Annotated in this window: 17 protein-coding genes; 8 read left to right on the top strand and 9 right to left on the bottom strand. The window is 70.2% G+C overall.

Annotated elements, in window-relative coordinates; all coding sequences use genetic code 11:
• Positions 1 to 49 precede the first annotated feature (49 nt).
• Positions 50 to 781, bottom strand: coding sequence for a hypothetical protein (locus G369_RS0129850; RefSeq protein WP_020723356.1), 732 nt, complete (start codon positions 779 to 781; stop codon positions 50 to 52).
• Positions 778 to 2,814, bottom strand: coding sequence for a molecular chaperone HtpG (gene htpG / locus G369_RS0129845; RefSeq protein ID WP_019657739.1), 2,037 nt, complete (start codon positions 2,812 to 2,814; stop codon positions 778 to 780). Before htpG ends, G369_RS0129850 begins: the two co-directional genes overlap by 4 nt.
• Positions 2,815 to 3,278: 464 nt before the next feature.
• On the opposite strand from htpG, the gene G369_RS0129840 reads away from it, so the two are divergent.
• The 6 genes from G369_RS0129840 to G369_RS0129815 all read left to right on the top strand — a co-directional run bounded on the left by G369_RS0129840 (position 3,279) and on the right by G369_RS0129815 (position 8,851).
• A complete protein-coding gene (locus G369_RS0129840; protein ID WP_244164401.1) occupies positions 3,279 to 5,417 on the top strand; it encodes an SdrD B-like domain-containing protein in 2,139 nt (712 codons plus the stop codon).
• 55 nt (positions 5,418 to 5,472) lie between these two features.
• Positions 5,473 to 6,078 carry a hypothetical protein gene (locus G369_RS0129835; protein ID WP_019657738.1) on the top strand — a complete coding sequence of 202 codons (606 nt, stop codon included), beginning with the start codon at positions 5,473 to 5,475 and terminating at the stop codon, positions 6,076 to 6,078.
• Positions 6,078 to 6,722 carry a hypothetical protein gene (locus tag G369_RS0129830; RefSeq protein WP_019657737.1) on the top strand — a complete coding sequence of 215 codons (645 nt, stop codon included), beginning with the start codon at positions 6,078 to 6,080 and terminating at the stop codon, positions 6,720 to 6,722. The genes G369_RS0129835 and G369_RS0129830 overlap by 1 nt, the downstream gene beginning before the upstream one ends.
• Positions 6,719 to 7,228: a hypothetical protein gene (locus G369_RS0129825; RefSeq protein ID WP_019657736.1), complete on the top strand. Its 510-nt coding sequence runs from the start codon at positions 6,719 to 6,721 to the stop codon at positions 7,226 to 7,228. The genes G369_RS0129830 and G369_RS0129825 overlap by 4 nt, the downstream gene beginning before the upstream one ends.
• Positions 7,229 to 7,379: 151 nt before the next feature.
• Complete coding sequence (locus G369_RS0129820) at positions 7,380 to 8,192, top strand: COG1470 family protein (protein WP_019657735.1); 813 nt, start codon at positions 7,380 to 7,382, stop codon at positions 8,190 to 8,192.
• Entirely contained in the window at positions 8,189 to 8,851 is a 663-nt protein-coding gene (locus tag G369_RS0129815) for a hypothetical protein (RefSeq protein WP_019657734.1), read from the top strand. The genes G369_RS0129820 and G369_RS0129815 overlap by 4 nt, the downstream gene beginning before the upstream one ends.
• A 140-nt stretch (positions 8,852 to 8,991) precedes the next feature.
• Here G369_RS0129815 and G369_RS0129810 read toward each other — a convergent pair whose 3' ends face one another.
• Both G369_RS0129810 and G369_RS0129805 read right to left on the bottom strand, forming a co-directional pair.
• Complete coding sequence (locus G369_RS0129810) at positions 8,992 to 10,032, bottom strand: ABC transporter substrate-binding protein (RefSeq protein WP_019657733.1); 1,041 nt, start codon at positions 10,030 to 10,032, stop codon at positions 8,992 to 8,994.
• A 51-nt stretch (positions 10,033 to 10,083) separates the two neighbouring features.
• Positions 10,084 to 10,992, bottom strand: a complete 909-nt coding sequence (locus G369_RS0129805) for a LysR family transcriptional regulator (RefSeq protein WP_019657732.1) — start codon at positions 10,990 to 10,992, stop codon at positions 10,084 to 10,086.
• Between the two features lie 97 nt (positions 10,993 to 11,089).
• Here G369_RS0129805 and G369_RS0129800 point away from each other — a divergent pair, with 97 nt between their 5' ends.
• The gene (locus G369_RS0129800) at positions 11,090 to 12,103 is read left to right on the top strand and encodes a zinc-dependent alcohol dehydrogenase family protein (RefSeq protein WP_019657731.1); all 1,014 of its coding nucleotides are present in this window, start codon (positions 11,090 to 11,092) and stop codon (positions 12,101 to 12,103) included.
• A gap of 186 nt (positions 12,104 to 12,289) precedes the next feature.
• On the top strand, positions 12,290 to 12,997 hold the full coding sequence (aqpZ, locus tag G369_RS0129795; RefSeq protein ID WP_019657730.1) for an aquaporin Z: 708 nt from the start codon (positions 12,290 to 12,292) through the stop codon (positions 12,995 to 12,997).
• A 39-nt stretch (positions 12,998 to 13,036) separates the two neighbouring features.
• Here aqpZ and G369_RS0129790 read toward each other — a convergent pair whose 3' ends face one another.
• From G369_RS0129790 to G369_RS0129770, 5 genes are all read right to left on the bottom strand, one after another.
• Positions 13,037 to 13,375 (bottom strand): hypothetical protein, encoded by a 339-nt coding sequence (locus G369_RS0129790; RefSeq protein WP_019657729.1) that lies wholly within the window; start codon positions 13,373 to 13,375, stop codon positions 13,037 to 13,039.
• Positions 13,376 to 13,585: 210 nt separating this feature from the next.
• Positions 13,586 to 14,965 (bottom strand): sensor histidine kinase, encoded by a 1,380-nt coding sequence (locus G369_RS0129785; RefSeq protein WP_019657728.1) that lies wholly within the window; start codon positions 14,963 to 14,965, stop codon positions 13,586 to 13,588.
• Between the two features lie 58 nt (positions 14,966 to 15,023).
• Entirely contained in the window at positions 15,024 to 15,680 is a 657-nt protein-coding gene (locus tag G369_RS0129780; protein ID WP_019657727.1) for a response regulator, read from the bottom strand.
• Positions 15,681 to 15,842: 162 nt separating this feature from the next.
• Positions 15,843 to 16,979 carry a winged helix DNA-binding domain-containing protein gene (locus G369_RS0129775; RefSeq protein ID WP_019657726.1) on the bottom strand — a complete coding sequence of 379 codons (1,137 nt, stop codon included), beginning with the start codon at positions 16,977 to 16,979 and terminating at the stop codon, positions 15,843 to 15,845.
• Positions 16,946 to 17,785: a pseudouridine synthase gene (locus tag G369_RS0129770; RefSeq protein ID WP_019657725.1), complete on the bottom strand. Its 840-nt coding sequence runs from the start codon at positions 17,783 to 17,785 to the stop codon at positions 16,946 to 16,948. The genes G369_RS0129775 and G369_RS0129770 overlap by 34 nt, the downstream gene beginning before the upstream one ends.
• Between the last annotated feature and the right edge of the window lie 6 nt (positions 17,786 to 17,791).

Genomic DNA, 17,791 nt, shown 5'->3' with positions numbered 1-17,791 from the left:
CCGCGAGGCCACATGGGCCGAGCGGGGATGCGGGGCGATCAGGAAGAAGTCAGGGCGCGACCGGATTGCCCGGCGTGCCGGCCTCGCGGGCCGCTGCCGCGGCGGCGGCCACGGCCGGCGTGCGGTAGGTGACGTTGACGGCGGGTGCGGCTGCGGGCGCCGCCTGGGCGATGGGTGCAGCCGGCTCCGGCGGCGGTCGCGTGATCTTGACCAGCGGCGCCCTCCTGGAGGGAGCCGGCGCCGCAGCCACCGGCTTCGGGGGGACGACGGGTGCCACGGGCGTGAAGGGAGCCTCGGGTGTCGAGTAGTACTGCACGGGGGCGGGCGCAGCGGCGGCGGAAGAGGCGACAGGCGTGCCGGCCGGGGAAGCGCCCGGTGAAGGAGCGGCTGGCGCAGCCGAAGCCACAGTGCCGGCCGCCGCGGCCGGCGCAACGGGCGCTCCAGGAGCTGCAGGAGTTCCGGGAGCCGCCGGTGCGGCCTTGGGGTCGTAGAGCACGGCCCCCTTGCTCACGCCGGTGCGCACCGGCCCCACGCCGACGCCCACGCCGGCCGAGCCCGACACCTGCCCGCCGTTGTTCACGGCGACGCCCGCGCCCAGCGGGCCGAAGCCGGTATTGAGCCCCACGGAAAAATTGCCGTCTTTCGTGGCGCCGAGCCCCAGCGAGAGCCCGGGCACCAGCGGAATGCCGACGTGGTAGTGGGAACAGCCGCCCGCCAGGAGCAGCAGCATCGCCGCCGGAACGACGGCCGCTGCCCGGATGACGCGCGGCCGGCCGTTCACACCAGCAGCGCGTTGACGCGCCTCACGTAGGCCGCCGGGTCCGCCGGCAGGCCGCCTTCGGCCAGCAGGGCCTGGTCGAACAGGATGTTGGCCAGGTCGTCGAAGTGCGAGGAGCCCTCGAGCTTCTTCACCAGCGGATGCTCTGCGTTGACTTCGAGCACCGGCTTCAGGTCGGGCGCGGGCTGGCCGGCCTGCTTGAGCATGCGCGCGAGCTGCGTGCTCATGCCGCCGTCCTGCACCACGAGGCAGGCGGGCGAATCGACCAGGCGCGTGGTCACGCGCACGTCCTCGGCCTTGTCCTTGAGCGCTTCCTTGAGCTTCTCGAGCATCGGCTTGAACGACTCGGCAGCTTCCTCGGCGGCCTTCTTCTCGGCCTCGTCCTGCAGCTTGCCGAGGTCGACCGCGCCCTTGGCCACGCTCTGCAGCGGCGTGCCGTCGAACTCGTTGAGGTAGTTCAGCGCCCACTCGTCCACGCGGTCGGTCATCAGCAGCACCTCGATGCCCTTCTTCTTGAAGACTTCGAGCTGCGGGCTGTTCCTGGCGGCGGCGAGCGTGTCGGCCGTGATGTAGTAGATGGCGTCCTGGCCTTCCTTCATGCGGGCCTTGTAGTCCGCGAAGCTCACGCTCACCGAGTCGGTGGTGGTGGAGGCGTAGCGCAGCAGCTTGGCGATGCGATCGCGGTTGGCGAAGTCCTCGCCCAGGCCTTCCTTGAGCACCGCGCCGAACTCGGCGTAGAACTTGGCGTACTTGCCCGATTCGTCGGCCGCGGCAGCGGCGGTCTCGGCGGCGGTCGGGGCGTTCTTGTCGACCACGTCGGTCACGCCTTCGGTCGGCTCGGGGGCCGGCACCGATTCGCCGGAGCCCACGTCGATCCTGCCCTCGCCGCTCTCGGGCGAGGTCTTCTGCTTCTTGGCCAGGTCTTCCAGCATGCCGAGCACGCGCTTGGTGCTGCCCTCGCGGATCGCCTTCACGTCGCGGCTTTCCTGCAGCAGCTCGCGGCTCACGTTCAGCGGCAGGTCGGCCGAGTCGATCACGCCCTTGACGAAGCGCAGGTAGCTGGGCATCAGCGCATCGGCGTCGTCCATGATGAAGACGCGCTTGACGTAGAGCTTCACGCCCGCGCTCTTGTCGCGGTTCCACAGGTCGAAGGGCGCCTTGGCCGGGATGTACAGCAGCTGCGTGTACTCGGTGCTGCCTTCCACGCGGTTGTGGCTCCATGCGAGCGGGGCCTCGTAGTCGTGGCTGATGCTCTTGTAGAACTCCTCGTACTGCTCGGGGGTGATGTCCTTCTTGGGTCGGCTCCACAGGGCGTTGGCCTTGTTGACGGTCTCCCATTCGCCGGTCTTCACCATGTCGCCGGGCTGGTCGTTCTCGCCGTCCTTCCACTCTTCCTTCTCCATGAGGATGGGCAGGGAGATGTGGTCGGAGTACTTGCCGACGATCTGCTTGAGCTTCCAGGCGTTGAGGAACTCGTCGGCATCCTCGCGCAGGTGCAGCGTGATGCTGGTGCCGCGCTCGGCGCGCGTGATGTCGGTCACCTCGAAGTCGCCGGCGCCGCCGCTCACCCAGCGCACGCCCTGGTCGGCCGGAAGGCCCGCGCGGCGCGATTCGACCGTGATCTTGTCGGCCACGATGAAGCCCGAGTAGAAGCCCACGCCGAACTGGCCGATGAGCTGCGCGTCGGCCTTCTGGTCGCCGCTCAACTTGCTCATGAAGTCCTTGGTGCCGCTCTTGGCGATGGTGCCGAGGTTGTCGATCGCCTCCTGGCGCGACAGGCCGATGCCCTTGTCGGTGATGGTGATGGTGCGCGCGGCCTTGTCGAAGCTCAGGCGCACGTCGAGGTCGGACTGGCCTTCGTACAGCTCGGGATGGTCGAGGGCCTCGAAGCGCAGCTTGTCGCAGGCGTCCGATGCGTTCGAGATCAGCTCGCGCAGGAAGATCTCCTTGTTCGAGTAGAGCGCATGGGTGACCAGATGCAGCAGCTGTGCGACTTCGGCCTGGAACGGAAGTTTGGTTTTGGAGGAATCAGCCATGGAAATTGAAATGTCGAAACCGGAAAAATTCTAAGTCGGGCGCGGCGCCGCAGGGCGCCGCCGCGCCAACGTCTTCAATTGGGTCGCCTTTTGTTCTCATCAAGAGCAAATGAAATCCAACGTTCCAGTTTTGGCTTTCCTGAAGGCCGGAGGCCCACGTTCTCCTGTGGGGAAAACCCTCCGCGGCCCGAAAAATTGACTCTTGTTAACAGTTCTGAAATATCCTGACGACTGCCAAGAAGTGACACGAACAGGGGTGCAGCCCCGGGGAACGAGACAAGGGATGACTTCTGATGACTTGCACGTCGCCAGGGGCCGTTTCCGGCCCGCCCGGAGCCGCGAGGCGCCCGGTGGCCGCCCTTGCATGGCTCGAGTGCACGACAGCCCTCGCCTGCCTGTCCTGTGCACAGGCACAGGCGCAACCCCAGCAGAAACCGCAGGCGACGGCCCCGGCCGCCCACGTCGTGGCTGACGCGCGCATCGAATCCCTCGACCGCGCCCAGGCGGAGCAGGCGCGGCTGAAGGCGCTCCTCGAATCCGCGCCCAAGGCCTACGAAGACCGCTTCATGAGCTCCGACGCCGACGCTCCCGCGGCCGAGGCCACCCCCGAGTCCGAGCAGCCGGAGGGCTTTCGCGCCTGGCTGGTGGAAAGCCGCCTCGGCTTCGGCGACGCCACGACCACCGGCTACGGCCGCCAGCGCGCGACCGAGTTCGGCCAGCGCCTCGAATACCGCCGCGAGACGCTCAACTACGGCGAGTTCGTGCTGCAGGCCGACGGCCGCCACCTGGGCGGCGACAACGCCACCGGCGGGCTGGGCATCGGCTCGCTGGGCTACGCGCGCGAGAACACCAGCGGCCGCTTCGCGCTGCGCAACATCGGCCTGCCGCTGACCACGCGGATCTTCGCCGACACCACGGTGGGCGACGCCTACAGCGAGCTGACCGACGGCCTGTCGCGCAACTACAGGCTCTCGCTGGGCTCGACCACGGTGCGCGGCGTCTCCACGCGCATCTACGGCAGCGGGTTCGACGTGCGCGCCGGCTTCGGCGAGCGCGGCAACCTCACGGGCGGGCCGTACCCCGGCTTCGAGAAGAGCCAGGGCACGCTGGGCTGGCTCGGGGCCACGCTGCGGCTGGACGAGCAGTGGTTCACCTCGTTCCAGCTCGACCGGGCGCGCAACGTGGCCGCCTACTACTACGACCCGCTGACGGCGCAGGGCTACGGCCGCAAGGACATCACGAGCTGGGCCGCCTCGCTCGGCTGGGGCCGCGAGGTGGTGCGCGACGGCGACTTCAGGGCGCGCGCCACGCTGGTGGGCAGCCGCGTGGCCTCGCCCACGCCGGGCGTGGCCACCGGCGGCTCGCACGGCCTCTTCGTCGAGGCGAGCGCGCGCACCGGCCTGTACCGCCACGAGTTCGGCGCCTACACGGCGCGGCCCAACCTGTATTTCGGCGACTACGCACTGGCCACCGGCACGCGCGGCGCCTACTGGCGGGTCGACCGCAACACCAGCCGGATGAGCTGGGGCGCCGGCCTGGACTACGAGCGCGCGGCAGCCGATGCCAGCTTCCGCCTGTCGGGCTACAGGCGCTTCGGCGCCAGCGGCAACTTCCAGTACATCTTCGACCGCTACAGCTCCATCGGCGGCAGCCTGAGCGCCTACCGCACGCGCTACGAGGGCCGCGCGGACGACAGCCTCGCCGGCACCTTCGGCGGCGCGCCCGGCGGCAGCAGCAGCGACGGGCGCAGCCTCTACGGCAGCGCCTTCTACCAGACCCGCTTCTTCGACTGGCCGCGCAGCCGCTTCACGCTGACGGTGCGGCGCAACGAGCTGATCGTGCTGGGCGATTCCGCCGCCACCGGCCAGGAGGTGCAGTGGGAGCAGGACTGGATCGGCGGGCGCTACGAGACGATGCGCCCCGAGCTCACCACCACCATCGGCCATGCGCGCGACCGCAGCGGCGGCACCGCGCGCAGCTACCCGACGGCGGGCCTGCAGTTCCGCTACTGGATCGACAGCGGCTTCCACGTGGGCGGCAACCTGCGCTACACATCGCAAAGCGGCGGCCTCTACACCAGCCGCGGCCTGTCGGGCTCGCTCACGGCCGAGAAGGACCTGGGCTCGGGCTGGAAGATGGGCTTCGTCGCCAACTTCAACCAGGCGCGGGCCTCGCTGCTGCCGACTTCGTGGTCGGCGCCCAATCTCTATCGCAGCAACGAGAAGACCGCCTACGTCTACCTGCGCTGGGAAGGCAGTGCCGGCACGGGCTACCGGGCGGCCGGCGTGCGCGCCGAAGGCCCGGGCGGCGGCAGCGTGTCGGGGCGCGTTTTCTACGACGCCAACCGCGACGGCGAGCAGCAGCCGGGCGAAGGCGGCGTCGCTGGAGTCGAGGTGCTGCTCGACGACCGCTACCGCGCCGTCACCGACCGCGACGGCCGCTTCGAATTTCCGCTGGTGACCACCGGCCGCCATCAGCTGACCCTCAGGCTCGAGAGCGTGCCGCTGCCATGGGGCGCGGCCGGCGAGACCGGGGCGAGCGTGAACGTCCCGCTGCGCGGCCAGGCCAGTGCGGCGATCCCCGTCGTGAAGGTGGGCGAATGAGCTGCGCCGACCTGCCGCTTTCCCCACCCCCGTGCATTCAACCGAAGGAGACTCCATGACCAGAGCACGCATCTCCCGCAAATTGCCGGCCCTGTGCCTGGCCGGCCTCGCGCTGGCCGGCAGCGGCGCCCTCGCCGAGAGCCAGTACGGCTCCGGCACGGGCACCATCACGGCGCAGGCCAGGGTGAACCTGAGCGTGACGGTGCCCAAGCTGATCCTGCTGCGCGTGGGCTCGACCAACACCACGGTCGACACGGTGACATGGGCCTCCACCCTCAGCATCCCGCCCGTGCCCACCACGCCGGTCACGGGCAACAACACCAACGTCGACTGGAACGGCGCGGCCCCCACCGTCACGCCCGCGTCGACCACGAACACGCTCAACGTGTACGCCTGGACCAACGCGGGCGCCGGCACCATCAACTGCGCCATGGGCACCTGGGCACCCGCGACCGGCGGCCCGGCGAACGCGGACTTCACCGTCGTGACCACGGGCACGCTGCCGCACCCCGGGGCCAACCTCGGCGCCTGCGCCTCGACCTCCTTCACCTCGAACGCGGTCGCCTCCGGCACCTGGGCCTACACGCTCGGCGGCACACCCGCGGGCTGGGTGGCGGGCACCTACACGAACACCGTCACGTACACGGCCCAGGGCATCTGATGCCTGCGCATGCGGCGATGGCGGCGGCGACGGCGATCGCCGCGGCGGCGGCCATGCTCGCCGCCATGCCCGCGCGGGCCGTCATCACCACGGTCACCGACACCGGCAGCACCTACAGCCTGACCCTTCGCGTGGGCTCGGCCGGCGCGACCGTCGACACCGTGGCCTTCAGCGTCACCGGCGCCAACGCGGGGCTCACCCCCACGGCCGTGACCGGCACGCCCGCCATCAGCGTCTGGGTGATGCCGGTGCGCCCCGTGGCCAACACCACCGTGGCGCGGCCGGTGACGCTGCGCGTCGATTCGTCCGTGGCCCTGACCTGCCAGTCGGGCGGCTGCGCAAGCACCGCCATTCCGTTCAGCAGCATCAGCTGGGTGGCCTCCAACAACAGCAGCGCGGCCTCGGGCGACATCCAGAGCGGCCGCTTCGACGGCACCGCCAGCCAGACGATCGCGAGCTACAACGCCAACGCCACCTTCTGCGTCGGCCCGCTCGGCCTGCCCTGCGTGCTTGGCGTGGGCACCTGGACCTACCTGTCGAACAACATCACGGCCACGCAGCTGCAGTTCTCCTACGACAACAACACCGTGTACCCGGGCGGCAACTACAGGGGCACCGTGCGTTTCACGGCGTCGATGGAATGACCCATCGCATCCTTCGCCGCCTGCACCCGGGGCTCGCCGCCGTCGCCGCGCTGCTGCTTGGCGGCATGCCGTGCGCGCCGGCCGCCGCCGCCGTCGCGCGGCTGGACGATTCGGCCTCGCCGCGCGCGCAGGTGCGCACCGATTTCGCCAATGCGCAGGGCATGGACGGCAACATGCTGGTGCTGCCGTTCGGGCGCATCGAATACCGGCTGGCCACCGCTGCGCACGTGGGCCGGCGCGCGCGCATCTTCTACGTGATCCCGGCGATGGTCGCGGGCCTGCGCTCGCCGGCCGGGATGCTGGTGCAGTGGCGCGGCAACGGCGCCTTCGCGAGCGGCAGCGGCCGCCCCGGCGACCGGGTGCAGGTGTGGAACGGCGTGGTCCAGTCGCCGTGGATCAACGAGACCTTCGAGCTGACCCTGCGCATCGATCCGCGCGAGCTGCGCATGCCGTCGGGCTCGGCGCTGAGCTTCGAGTCGTTCTTCGAGATCGAGACAATTCCATGAGACACCCCCTGAGTCGCTTCGCGCCTTCCCCCTCTCCTTCGGGAGGGGGACGCACCCCGTGGCCTGGCCAAGCCAGTTCCACGGGTGCCCGCGCATCGGCTGCGTCCGTTTCATGGGCTGCGCGTGGTGCGCGGCGCGATGGACAACTGACATGAAAGCAACCGCCTTCCTCCTGTCCTTCTGCCTCGCGCTGCTCGCGGCTGCCGGCTTGGCGAGGGCCGCGCCCTTCGAGCTGGCCGTCACCCCGTCGCGCTTCGAGCTCGCGGGCAAGGCCGGCGCGCGGCTCGGGCAGTCGCTCGACATCCACAACCTGGCCTCGGCCGCCACCGAGGTGACTATGCGCACCATCGACTGGAGCTACTCGGCCGAAGGCAACATCGGCTATCACGACGAGCTGCTGCCCGGCAGCTGCAGGCCGTGGGTGGTGCTGGAGCGGCGCAGCCTCTCGGTGCCCGCGCGCAGCAAGCGTTCGTTCCGCTTCCAGGTGGAGCCGCCGGCGGACGCGCCGCGCGGCGAATGCCGCTTCATGATCGCCATCGAGGGCACGGAGCCGGCGCAGCAGACCGTGATGCGCAACGGCGGCGCCAGCCTGAGCCTGCCGGTCACCGGCCGCATCGCGGTGGCGGTGTACGTGATGCTCGACGGCGCCGAGCCCAGGCTCGAGATCAGGCAGATCGCCAGCGGCGAAGCCGGCGGTGCGCGCCGCGCGGTGGTCACCGTGGTCAACACCGGCGACGCCCACGGCCGCCTCGAGGGCAGCCTGGACGCCACCGACAGCCAGGGCCGCGCGTTCGAACTGGTGCCCGAGGGCACGCCGATCCTGCCGGGCCAGACGCGCACCCTCGCACTGGTGCCCAAGGGCGAGAACGGGCAGCCCGCGCCGCAACCCGCCTACCCGGTCAAGGCCAGCGGCAGGCTGGACTGGGACAAGGGCAGCTTCAAGGTGGACGTCGAATTGAAATGACGCTGCGCTCGACGCATCGCGCCGGCACCCTCGCCATGGCGGGCTTGATCGCCGGTGCGCTAGGGGCAGGCATGACCGCCTCGCAGGCCGCGTCCAGCACCGCGGGCCCCAGTGCGACCGTACCGCTGAGCACCGGCGTGAACCTGGACTTCACCATCGCGATCGACAAGTTCATCTTCTTCCGCATCGGCAATGGCGCCTGGCCCACGCCGGGCGGCACCCCCAGCACGGTGAGCTTCGTGCTCACGCCCTCGATCCCGCCCGTGCCCACCACGCCGGTCGCAGGCAACAACAGGTCGGTGAACTGGAGCGGCGCCGCGCCGGCCTTCAGCGTCACGCCTTCGGGCAACGCGCTGCCGGTGGAGGTGCGCAGCAACGCGGGGCAGGTCACGCTGCGGGCCACCGCGACCACGCCGCTGGCGAGCGGCGCCAGCACGATCCCGCTTTCGGAGATCACCATCGCCAGCAGCGACGCCAACCTCCCCGCGCCGCAGATCCCGAACACGGGTACCGGCACCGCGGTGAACGTCGCGGGCACGGCCTTCGCCAACCTCGTCACCCAGCGCACCGCGACCTGGACCTTCTCCTACGCCAACCTGGCCAGCCGCACCGCGGGCACCTACACCGGCCAGGTCACCTTCACCGCCAGTTCGCCCTGAGGCATTCCAGCCAAGGCAATTGCCCAGGAGATACGTCTTTCCAGGAACACCGCGGAACCGGCTCGGCCGGGCCGCCGGTGTTGCCCCCCGGAAGGGGGTTGGCGCAGCGACACGAAGTGCGCGAAGCCTGGGGGTGAGCCCTATCTCGGCAACGACTCGACTTCCTTCGTCCAGCGGTCGATGAGGCGCTTGCGCTCGGCCGCCTTGCCGTACTTCTCGAAGTCGTACCTGATGAGCTTCACGTCGGCCATCGACGGGATGCGCGGGTCGGGCTTGAAGGTCTTGTTGGCAGGCGACTGCAGGCTGCCCGCCTTGCCGCCGATGGCCTGGCCCGCAGGGCTCATCAGCCAGTCGTAGTAGCGCTTCGCGTTCTCCTTGTTGCGCGCGCCTTTCACCAGTGCGATGCCGCCGATCTCGTAGCCCGTGCCTTCGCAGGGAGCGGCGGTCTTCACGGGAAATTTGTCGTAGCGCCAGCGTTCGAAGCCGAAGATGAAGCTCACGCCGATGGCCACCTCGCCCTTGGCGACGTTGGGCGCCTGCGCCTGGCCGCTGCGGGTGTAGCTGGTGACGTTGCGGTGCAGCTTCTTCAGGTATTCGAAGGCCTGGTCCTCGCCCATCTGCTGCACCAGGCCCGCGATGATGGTGTAGGCCGTGCCGCTGGTGGCGGGGTGCGAGATCTCGATTTCGCCCTTGTACTCGGGCTTGATCAGGTCGGCCCAGCACTTGGGCTCGGGCAGCTTCTTCTTTTTCAGCACGTCGGTGTTGAAGCCGAAGCCGATGGCGCTGGTGTAGAAGCCGCCCACCATGTTCTGCGACAGCGCGTACTGACGCACCGCCCAGTCGTGCAGGTCGTTGATGTAGGCCGGACGGTAGGGCTCCAGCAGCCCCTGTTCCGCCGCCTGCAGGAACGGATCGCCGGTGCCGCCCCACCAGATGTCGGTCTTGGGGTTGGCCGCTTCCGCGCGCAGCTGGGCGCCGATCTCGCCGGTGCCCTTGTGGGCCTGCTGCACCTTGATGCCGGTCTCGCGCGTGAAGGCCGCGGCGGCCGCCTCGCACCAGCCGGCGTCGGTGCTGCACAGCGCGTTGACCGTGCCCTGGGCCGCGGCGTTCGGCGCGGCCAGAAGAAATGCCGCGGCAATGCCCGCGGCGGTGGCGATGTGCCGGATGGCGAATGGGCGCATGCGCGGATCTCCTCGTCGTCTTTGTCGGAAGGCGCAGGATAGCGCCGCTTCTCAGCGCGCGGCCAGCAGCGGCGGCAGGTGCTCGGCCAGCCAGTCGATCACCACGCGCGTCTTCAGCGGCAGGTAGCGGCTGCGCGGGCGGATCAGGTTCAGCTCGAAGCCGAAGGGCCGCGGCTCGTCGAACACGCGCACCAGCGTGCCGGCCGCGAGCGCATCGGCCGCCAGCCACGCCGGCAGCCGCGCGAGGCCCATGCCGCCGATGGCCGCCTCCAGCAGCACCTCGGCGCTGTCGCAGCGCAGCCGCGAGGGCGGCGTCACCTCGACGAGGCGGCCCTCGGCGTCGTGGAAGCGCCAGGACGACACCTGCCCGTCGCGCGCGTAGAGCACGGCCCCGTGTTGCTTCAGTTCGTCGATGCCGCCTGGATGCCCGTGCGCGGCCAGGTAGGCCGGCGAGGCGCACAGCGCCATCCACTGCATGCCGACCGGGCGCGCGACCAGCTCCGTGCTGTCGGCGAGCTCGCCGCTGCGGATGGCGAGGTCGAGCCCCTCCTCGGCCAGATCGACGCGCCGGTCGTTGAACGACAGCTCCAGCGACAGCTGCGGATGGCTGCGCGCCAGCGCCAGCAGCAGCGGCCCCACCTTCAGCCGGCCCAGCATCGCCGGCATGCTCAGCCGCACGAGGCCCGAGGCGGTGCTGCGCGCCACGTCGGCGATCGCCTCGGCCGCTTCGAGCTCGGCGAGCGCGCGGCGGCAGCGCTCGTAATAGCCGTGGCCTTCCTCGGTGAGGCTCTGGCTGCGCGTGGTGCGCAGGAAGAGCCGCGTGTCCAGCCGCGATTCGAGCCTCGCGATGCTCTTGGCGACTGCCGAGCGGGTGACGTGCAGCCGCTGGGCGGCCAGCGCGAAGCTGCCGGCTTCCACCGCCGCGACGAACTCTTCGATGCCTTGCAGACGCTGGCTCATTGGATACTTTCAGGCGCCATTGATAGGAAAATTATCCACCACCGGATATTCTTAATCGTCAATAGCATGAAGACTTCCGTTTTCCCTGGAGTCACTAATGCAAGAAAACCCCTCGCTGCGCCGCTGGCAGCTTCCCGAATTCGGCCGTGCCCATCTCGAACAGGCCGACGCCCCGCTGCCCGCACCTGGCGCGAACCAGATCCTCGTGAAGGTGGGCGCGGTGTCGCTCAACTACCGTGACCTGCTGATGATCCGCGACGGCATGGGCATGGCGATCGGCATGCCCTTCGTGCCGGGCTCCGACATGGCCGGCACCGTCGAAGCCGTGGGCCCGGGCGCCACGCGCTTCTCCGTTGGCGACCGCGTCGTCAGCACCTTCTGGGGCGGCTGGATCGACAGCCACTGGCCCGACGGCGCCACGCCGCTGGGCGGGCCCGGCGCCGGCATGCTGGCCTCGCACGTGCTGCTCGATGCCGGCTGGGCGGTGGCCGCGCCCGAGACGCTGAGCCTGGCCGAAGCCAGCACCCTGCCCTGCGCGGGCCTCACCGCGTGGTTCGCGCTGGTCGAGACCGGCGCGCTGCGCGCCGGCGAGACGGTGCTGATCCACGGCACCGGCGGCGTCGCGCTCTTCGGCCTGCAGATCGCACGGCTGCACGGCGCGCGAGCCATCGTGGTAACGGGTGGCGACGACCGCAAGCGCGCACAGGCCCTCGCGCTCGGCGCCGAGCACGTGCTCGCGCGCGCCGGCGACTGGCCCGCCGAAGTGCGGCGCCTCACGCAGGGGCGCGGCGCCGACCACGTGCTCGAACTCGCGAGCGGGCCGAACCTCGACCGCTCATTGCAGGCCGTGAAGCAGGGCGGGCGCGTGTCGATCATCGGCATGCTCGGCGGCGAGACGCTGAGCGCGTCGTTCTACGCGATGGTGCTGGGCCGCGTCACGGTGCAGGGCATCGGCGTGGGCCACCGGCGCGCGCTCGAGGACCTGGTGCGCGCCGTCGACGCGAATGCGCTCAAGCCGGTGATCGCCGCGAGCTACGGCTTCGACGCGCTGCCCGATGCGCTCGACCACCTGGAGCGCGGCGCGTTCGGGAAGATCGTCGTGACGCTGTAAAAGATCACGAAATCCCGGCTTCCGCAGATGCAACGCAGTTGCGGCAGTGCACGAAAGCCGCGCGTTCCGTGAACAGGTTCCGTTAGCGCCGAAGACTTGCTCGAAGCCCTCATCCTGCGTTCCTAGAATCCGCCCGCGCATCGCCTGGCGGCCTGCGCTTTCTCATCAACTTCAGGATGGAGCGTCATGGAACACAGTACCTACAAGAAGTGGTCCGCCGAGTTCATTGGTACTTTCTGGCTCACGCTCGGAGGCTGCGGAAGCGCAGTCCTGGCGGCGGCCTTCCCGAATGTCGGCATCGGCCTGCTGGGCGTCTCGCTCGCCTTCGGCCTCACGGTGGTGACCGGGGCCTATGCACTGGGCCCGATCTCGGGCGGGCACTTCAATCCAGCCGTGTCCATCGGCCTCGCGGCCGCCGGCCGCTTCAAGGCCTCGCAGCTCGCGGGCTACATCGTGGCGCAGGTGCTGGGCGCCATCGCGGCGGCGGGCATTCTCTATCTCATCGCCACCGGCAAGCCGGGCGCCGACATCGGCGGCTTCGCCACCAACGGCTATGGCGAACACTCGCCCGGCAAGTACGGCCTCACGGCCGCGCTGCTGTGCGAAGTGGTGATGACGGCGGTGTTCCTCATCGTGATCCTCGGCGCTACCGCCCGACGCGCGGCCGGCGGCTTCGCGGGGCTTGCGATCGGCCTGTGCCTCACGCTCATCCACCTGATCTCGATCCCGGTGACCAACACCTCGGTCAACCCGGCGCGCAGCACGGGACCGGCACTCTTCGGGCCGTCCCATGCGGTGTCGGAACTTTGGCTCTTCTGGGTGGCGCCCATCGCGGGCGCCATCATCGGCGCGGTGATCTACCGCGCGCTGCTCGCCAACGGCAACGACGACTGATCGCAGCCGTCATCGCCGCAGCAGGATGCGGGCTCGCGCTCAGCTGCCGCTGCCCGACTTCACCATCGGCAGCGAAGTCGATTGCCCGATCGGCTCGGTGCCGGTCGGATGCGAGGCGGCATAGGCACCGGCCTGGATGTCGGCCACCGGCATCGTCGAGCTCATCGCGGGTGCGCTGGTCGACTGGCCGACGGGCTCGGTGCCGCTCGGACGCGCGGCAGCCATCGCACCGGCCTGCACGTCGGGGTTCACCGGCGAATTCATCTGCAGCGGATGGAAGTCCGAACCGTCGGTGGTTTCGGCCGAAGCGGTGGCGGCGCCCACGGCTGCCAGCGCAGCAAGGGAACCGACGGCGAGAAGCTTGAATGAAGTGCGCATGGTGTGTGTTCTCCTGATTGAATGAAGCAGGCTGTCTCCGGTCACATGCCATCGCGCGAACTGCGCGTGGCAGGACCTGAACGCACTCTAGGCACGCTGACTGAGTTGGATGTGAGCGAAGAGTTAGGCGCGAGTGAGGGGTGCGCCTTTTGCTGGAACTTTGGACCGCACCAGCCCCGTTCGCCGGCGTGCGGCTCCTTCCTCCGTCCGCTAGGCAGCTGACGCAGGCAGATGCACCCGCGCCATCAGGCCGGGCCCGTCGGTGCGGTTGCGCAGCTCGATGCGCAGCCCATGCCGCTCCGCCGCGGTGCGCGCAATCGCCAGCCCCAGCCCGCTGCCGCCCGCTGCAGCTCCCGGCACGCGGAAGAACCGGTCGAACACCCGGTCGATGGCCTCCTTCGGAATGCCCGGGCCGTTGTCGAGCACGTCGACCACCGCATGGCCCTCGACCTTGTGCAGCTTCACGTCGACCACGCCGCCTTCGGGCGCGTAGCGCAGCGCGTTGTCGATCAGGTTGTCGAAGACGCTGCGCAGCTCCGCCGCGGGCGCGACCACCACGGCTGCGATGCTGCCCTCGAAGCCGACGTCCACGCGCCGCGCGTCGGCCAGCACCATCAGCTGGCTGACGCTGTCGCGCAGCAGCACCTCGATGTCGACGCGCTCGTTCGCGTTGCCTGCGCGCGGCGCGTCCTGCCGCGACAGGTGCAGCAGCTGCTCGATGAGATGCTGCGCGCGCGTGACGCCAGCTTCGAGCTGGTTGAAGCGTTCGGTGGCTTCGCCGGCCGGCACGTGCGCGCGCAGGTTCTCGATCTGCAGGCCGATGGCGGCCATCGGCGTGCGCAGTTCGTGCGCCGCGTCCTGCACGAAGCGCCGCTGCGTGGCGAAGGCGCTGCGCACGCGCGACAGCAGGTTGTTGAAGGCGCTCACCAGCGGCGCGATCTCGTCGGGCACGCGCGCGAGCGACAGCTCGGTGGGGCTGCGCTCGTCCTGAGAGGCCACGTCGCGGGCCACGGCACGCAGGGAGCGCGAGGCGGCCGACACGATGATCCACAGGATCAGCAGCGCCAGCGGCAGCAGCAGCGTGATCGGCAGGCCTTCGAGCAGCGCGCGGCGCAGGGCGCGGCGGCGGCGGTAGTCCTCGTTCTGCAGCACCTGCACGCGCGGCTGGTCGGCGCGCGAGCCGTGCTCGGCGGTGAACACGCGCCATGCGGAGCCCGCGTGCGTGCCGGTGTTCACGTCGCTGAAACCCGGCTGCGGCTGCAGCGGCACGGTGAGCACCGGCCACGAGGTGGCGCGCAGCGTGCCGCCGTCGGGGCTCCAGATCTGCACGATGAAGGCGCCGCGCGAGAACGCGGCCTCGCCGTCCATCGGGCGCGGCAGCTTCTGCGGATCGCTGCCCGCGTACGACTCGGCCACCAGGCGCATCTGGTCGTCGAGCGCGTTGTGCACGAGGTTGCCGTAGGCCACGAAAGAGAACCACGCCGTGAGCACCGCCGCGCCCAGGTGCAGCGTGATGAGCCACAGCAGCAGTTGCGTGCGCAGCGATCGCGGCCGCCACCAGCGGCCCTTGCCGCGAGAGCTTGCGTTCATCGGCAGGCCAGCCCGGCAGCCCTACCCCGAAGTGCGCGAGGCCTGCGGGCGGGCATCATCATGCGGCGACGCGCCAGCCCAGGCCGCGCACGTTGCGGATCGCATCGGCGCCGAGCTTCCTGCGCATGCCGTGGATCAGCACGTCGATCGCGTTGCTGGTGACTTCCTCGCCCCAGCCGTAGATGCGGTTCTCGAGCTGCTCGCGCGAGAGGATGGCGCCGGGGCGCTCCAGCAGTGCGTGCAGCAGCGCGAACTCGCGCGCGGTGAGCGCCTCGCGCGCGCCGTTGACCACGACTTCGCGCGTGGTGAGATCGAGCTGCAGCGCGCCGCTGCCCACCAGCGAGTGCGCGGCGCCGTCGCGGCGGCGCACCACGGCGCGCATGCGCGCGAGCAGCTCGCGGAATTCGAAGGGCTTGAGCAGGTAGTCGTCGGCGCCGAGGTCGAGGCTGTGGATGCGGTCGTCGAGACCGTCGCGCGCGGTGAGCACCAGCACCGGCGTGGCGTCGCCGCGTTCGCGGGCGCGGCGCAGCACCTCGGTGCCGTCCTGCTTCGGCAGGCCCAGATCGAGCAGCACGCAGGTGTAGCCGCCGTCGCCCAGCGCACTCTGCGCCAGTTCGCCGTCGCGCACCCAGTCCGCTGACCAGCCCGCGCCCTCGAGCGCCTGCTTCAGGCTGCGCCCGATCATTTCATCGTCTTCCACCAACAGCACGCGCATCGCGGCGACTCCTTCGGCCGCAAGGTAGCACGCGACCGGGATGATCGGAAGAGCCTGCGCCGCGGCGCAGAGTAGGTGCGAATACTTAGGGCACGCTTAGGCGGCTGGCGCGCCGCGGGGTCAATGGCCGGACCATGCCAGGCCATGCCAGGCCATGCCGGATCAGGCCAGGCGCACGGCGTGGCGCTCGCCTTCGTCGTCCGAGCTGAAGGCCAGCAGGTCGAGGGCCTCCCGCTCCACGCCGTCGCGGTCGGCCTTCGACCAGCGGCCGAAGGGCTCCAGCAGCACGGTGGCGATGTTCTTCTTGCTCCGGCTCCTGTCGCGCTCGATCTTCCACACGCCCGCGACGAAGCCGTCGAGCAGCACCGTGCCGCGCACGATGCCGTTGACGGTGAACACGCGGGCGCGATGCGACTCGCTGAGGATGCGGCTGCGGTCGGCGTGCGAAAGCAGCAGGTTGTCCCACTCGGCCACGAGGCGCGGCGGCGCAGGCGTATCGGGATCGGGCCGCGGCGCGCGGGGCAGGTCGAACAGCTCCTGGCCGTCTTCGCCCGCGAACACGCGCAACTGCGGCCGCAGGCGTTCGGCGACCGCCTTCCATCCCGTGAGGCCCGACCATGCGCCGGCATCGGCCAGCGTGGCCGGGCCGAAGGCGGCGAGGTAGCGCAGCAGCATGTCCTCCTGCGTGGCGACAGCGGCTTGCACGGCCTGCCCGAGCCAGTCGCCCAATGGCTGCAGCACCGCGCCCTGGTGCGAGTTCCAGGTGCCGGCCGGCGGCAGGTGCACGAGCGGCAGGTTGTTGCGGATCAGCGCGGCGAGCGATGCGGCCTCGCGGCCCGTCCACCGCAGGCCCAGCGCCTGCCCCAGCTCGGCGCCGGTGCGCGGCTGTTCGCCGAGCAGTGCGCGCCCTGCCGCGATCACCGCTGCGCGATCGAGCCCTTCAAGTTCCTTCCTGTGCGTGCTGCCCAGCAGCCCTCGCTGATGCACGGGCTCCAGCAGCGGGCGCCATGACAGCGCGTCCTGCGCGGTCATCAGGTGCAGCGTCGCGCGCAGGGTCGACATGCGCACGATGCGGCGCCGGCGCAGGGCCTCTGTGAGCTGTTCTCGACGGAAGCCCTCGATGCGGCTCCAGAGGCCGATGTAGGGCGGATTGGGTGCCTGCGCCTGCAGCCCGGCCAGCCGCTCGACGGCCTGCGTCACGCCCAGCCTGCGCCGCTCCAGCAGCACCTGCCGCGCCAGCGTGGCGCGGTTCAGCGCGCGCAGGCTCAGAACTTCTCGTGCGGCGCGAGGTATCGCCATTGCCCCAGCGGCAGGTTGCCGAGCATCACCCGGCCGATGCGCACGCGCTTGAGCCCCACCACCTTCAGGCCGACCAGCTCGCACATGCGGCGGATCTGCCGCTTCTTGCCCTCGGTGAGCACGAAGCGCAGCTGCTCGGGGTTCTGCCAGTCCACGCGCGCCGGCTTCAGCGCCTGCCCGTCGAGGCTCAGGCCGTGCCGCAGCTTCGCGAGCATGGCCTTCGGAAAGACCGCCTGCACGTTGGTGGTGACGGGGTCGTCGTCGTCCAGCCGCACCAGCTGGCCCGTGGGCGCGGGCTGGCCCAGGCCGTGGTAGGCCACGCGCACGAGGTACTCCTTCTCCATCGTCGAGTCCTCGCCGATGAGCTGGCGCGCGATGCGCCCGTCCTGCGTCATGACCAGCAGGCCGGTGGAATCGATGTCGAGGCGGCCGCAGGGCGCAAGGCCGCGCAGCTGCTTCGGGCTGAAGAAGAAGCGCGCGTTGTCGTCGGCCCAGCGGTTCTGCGGCGTGAAGAGCTTGACCGCCGGATCGTGCCCGTCCTCGGCCTGTCCGCTCACGTAGCCGATGGGCTTGTTGATGAGGATGGTGACCTGGCTGGCCTGCTGGCCCTTGGCAGCCTTGTCGACCTCGATGCGGTCGGCCGGCGTGACCTTCACGCCCATCTCGGCCGGCCTGCCGTTGACCTTCACCCAGCCGTTGGCGATCCATTCGTCGGCTTCGCGGCGCGAGCACAGCTTGAGATCGGCCATGCGCTTGTTGAGGCGCACGGCATCGGAGGGAGCGGAAGGAGAGGAAGGCTCTGTCATCGGGGC

This window comes from Variovorax atrisoli 110B (genome assembly GCF_000382045.1).
Taxonomy (GTDB): Bacteria; Pseudomonadota; Gammaproteobacteria; order Burkholderiales; family Burkholderiaceae_C; genus Variovorax; species Variovorax atrisoli.
Note: the sequence above shows the minus strand (reverse complement) of the source record. Positions and strands in the feature narration are given on the sequence as shown.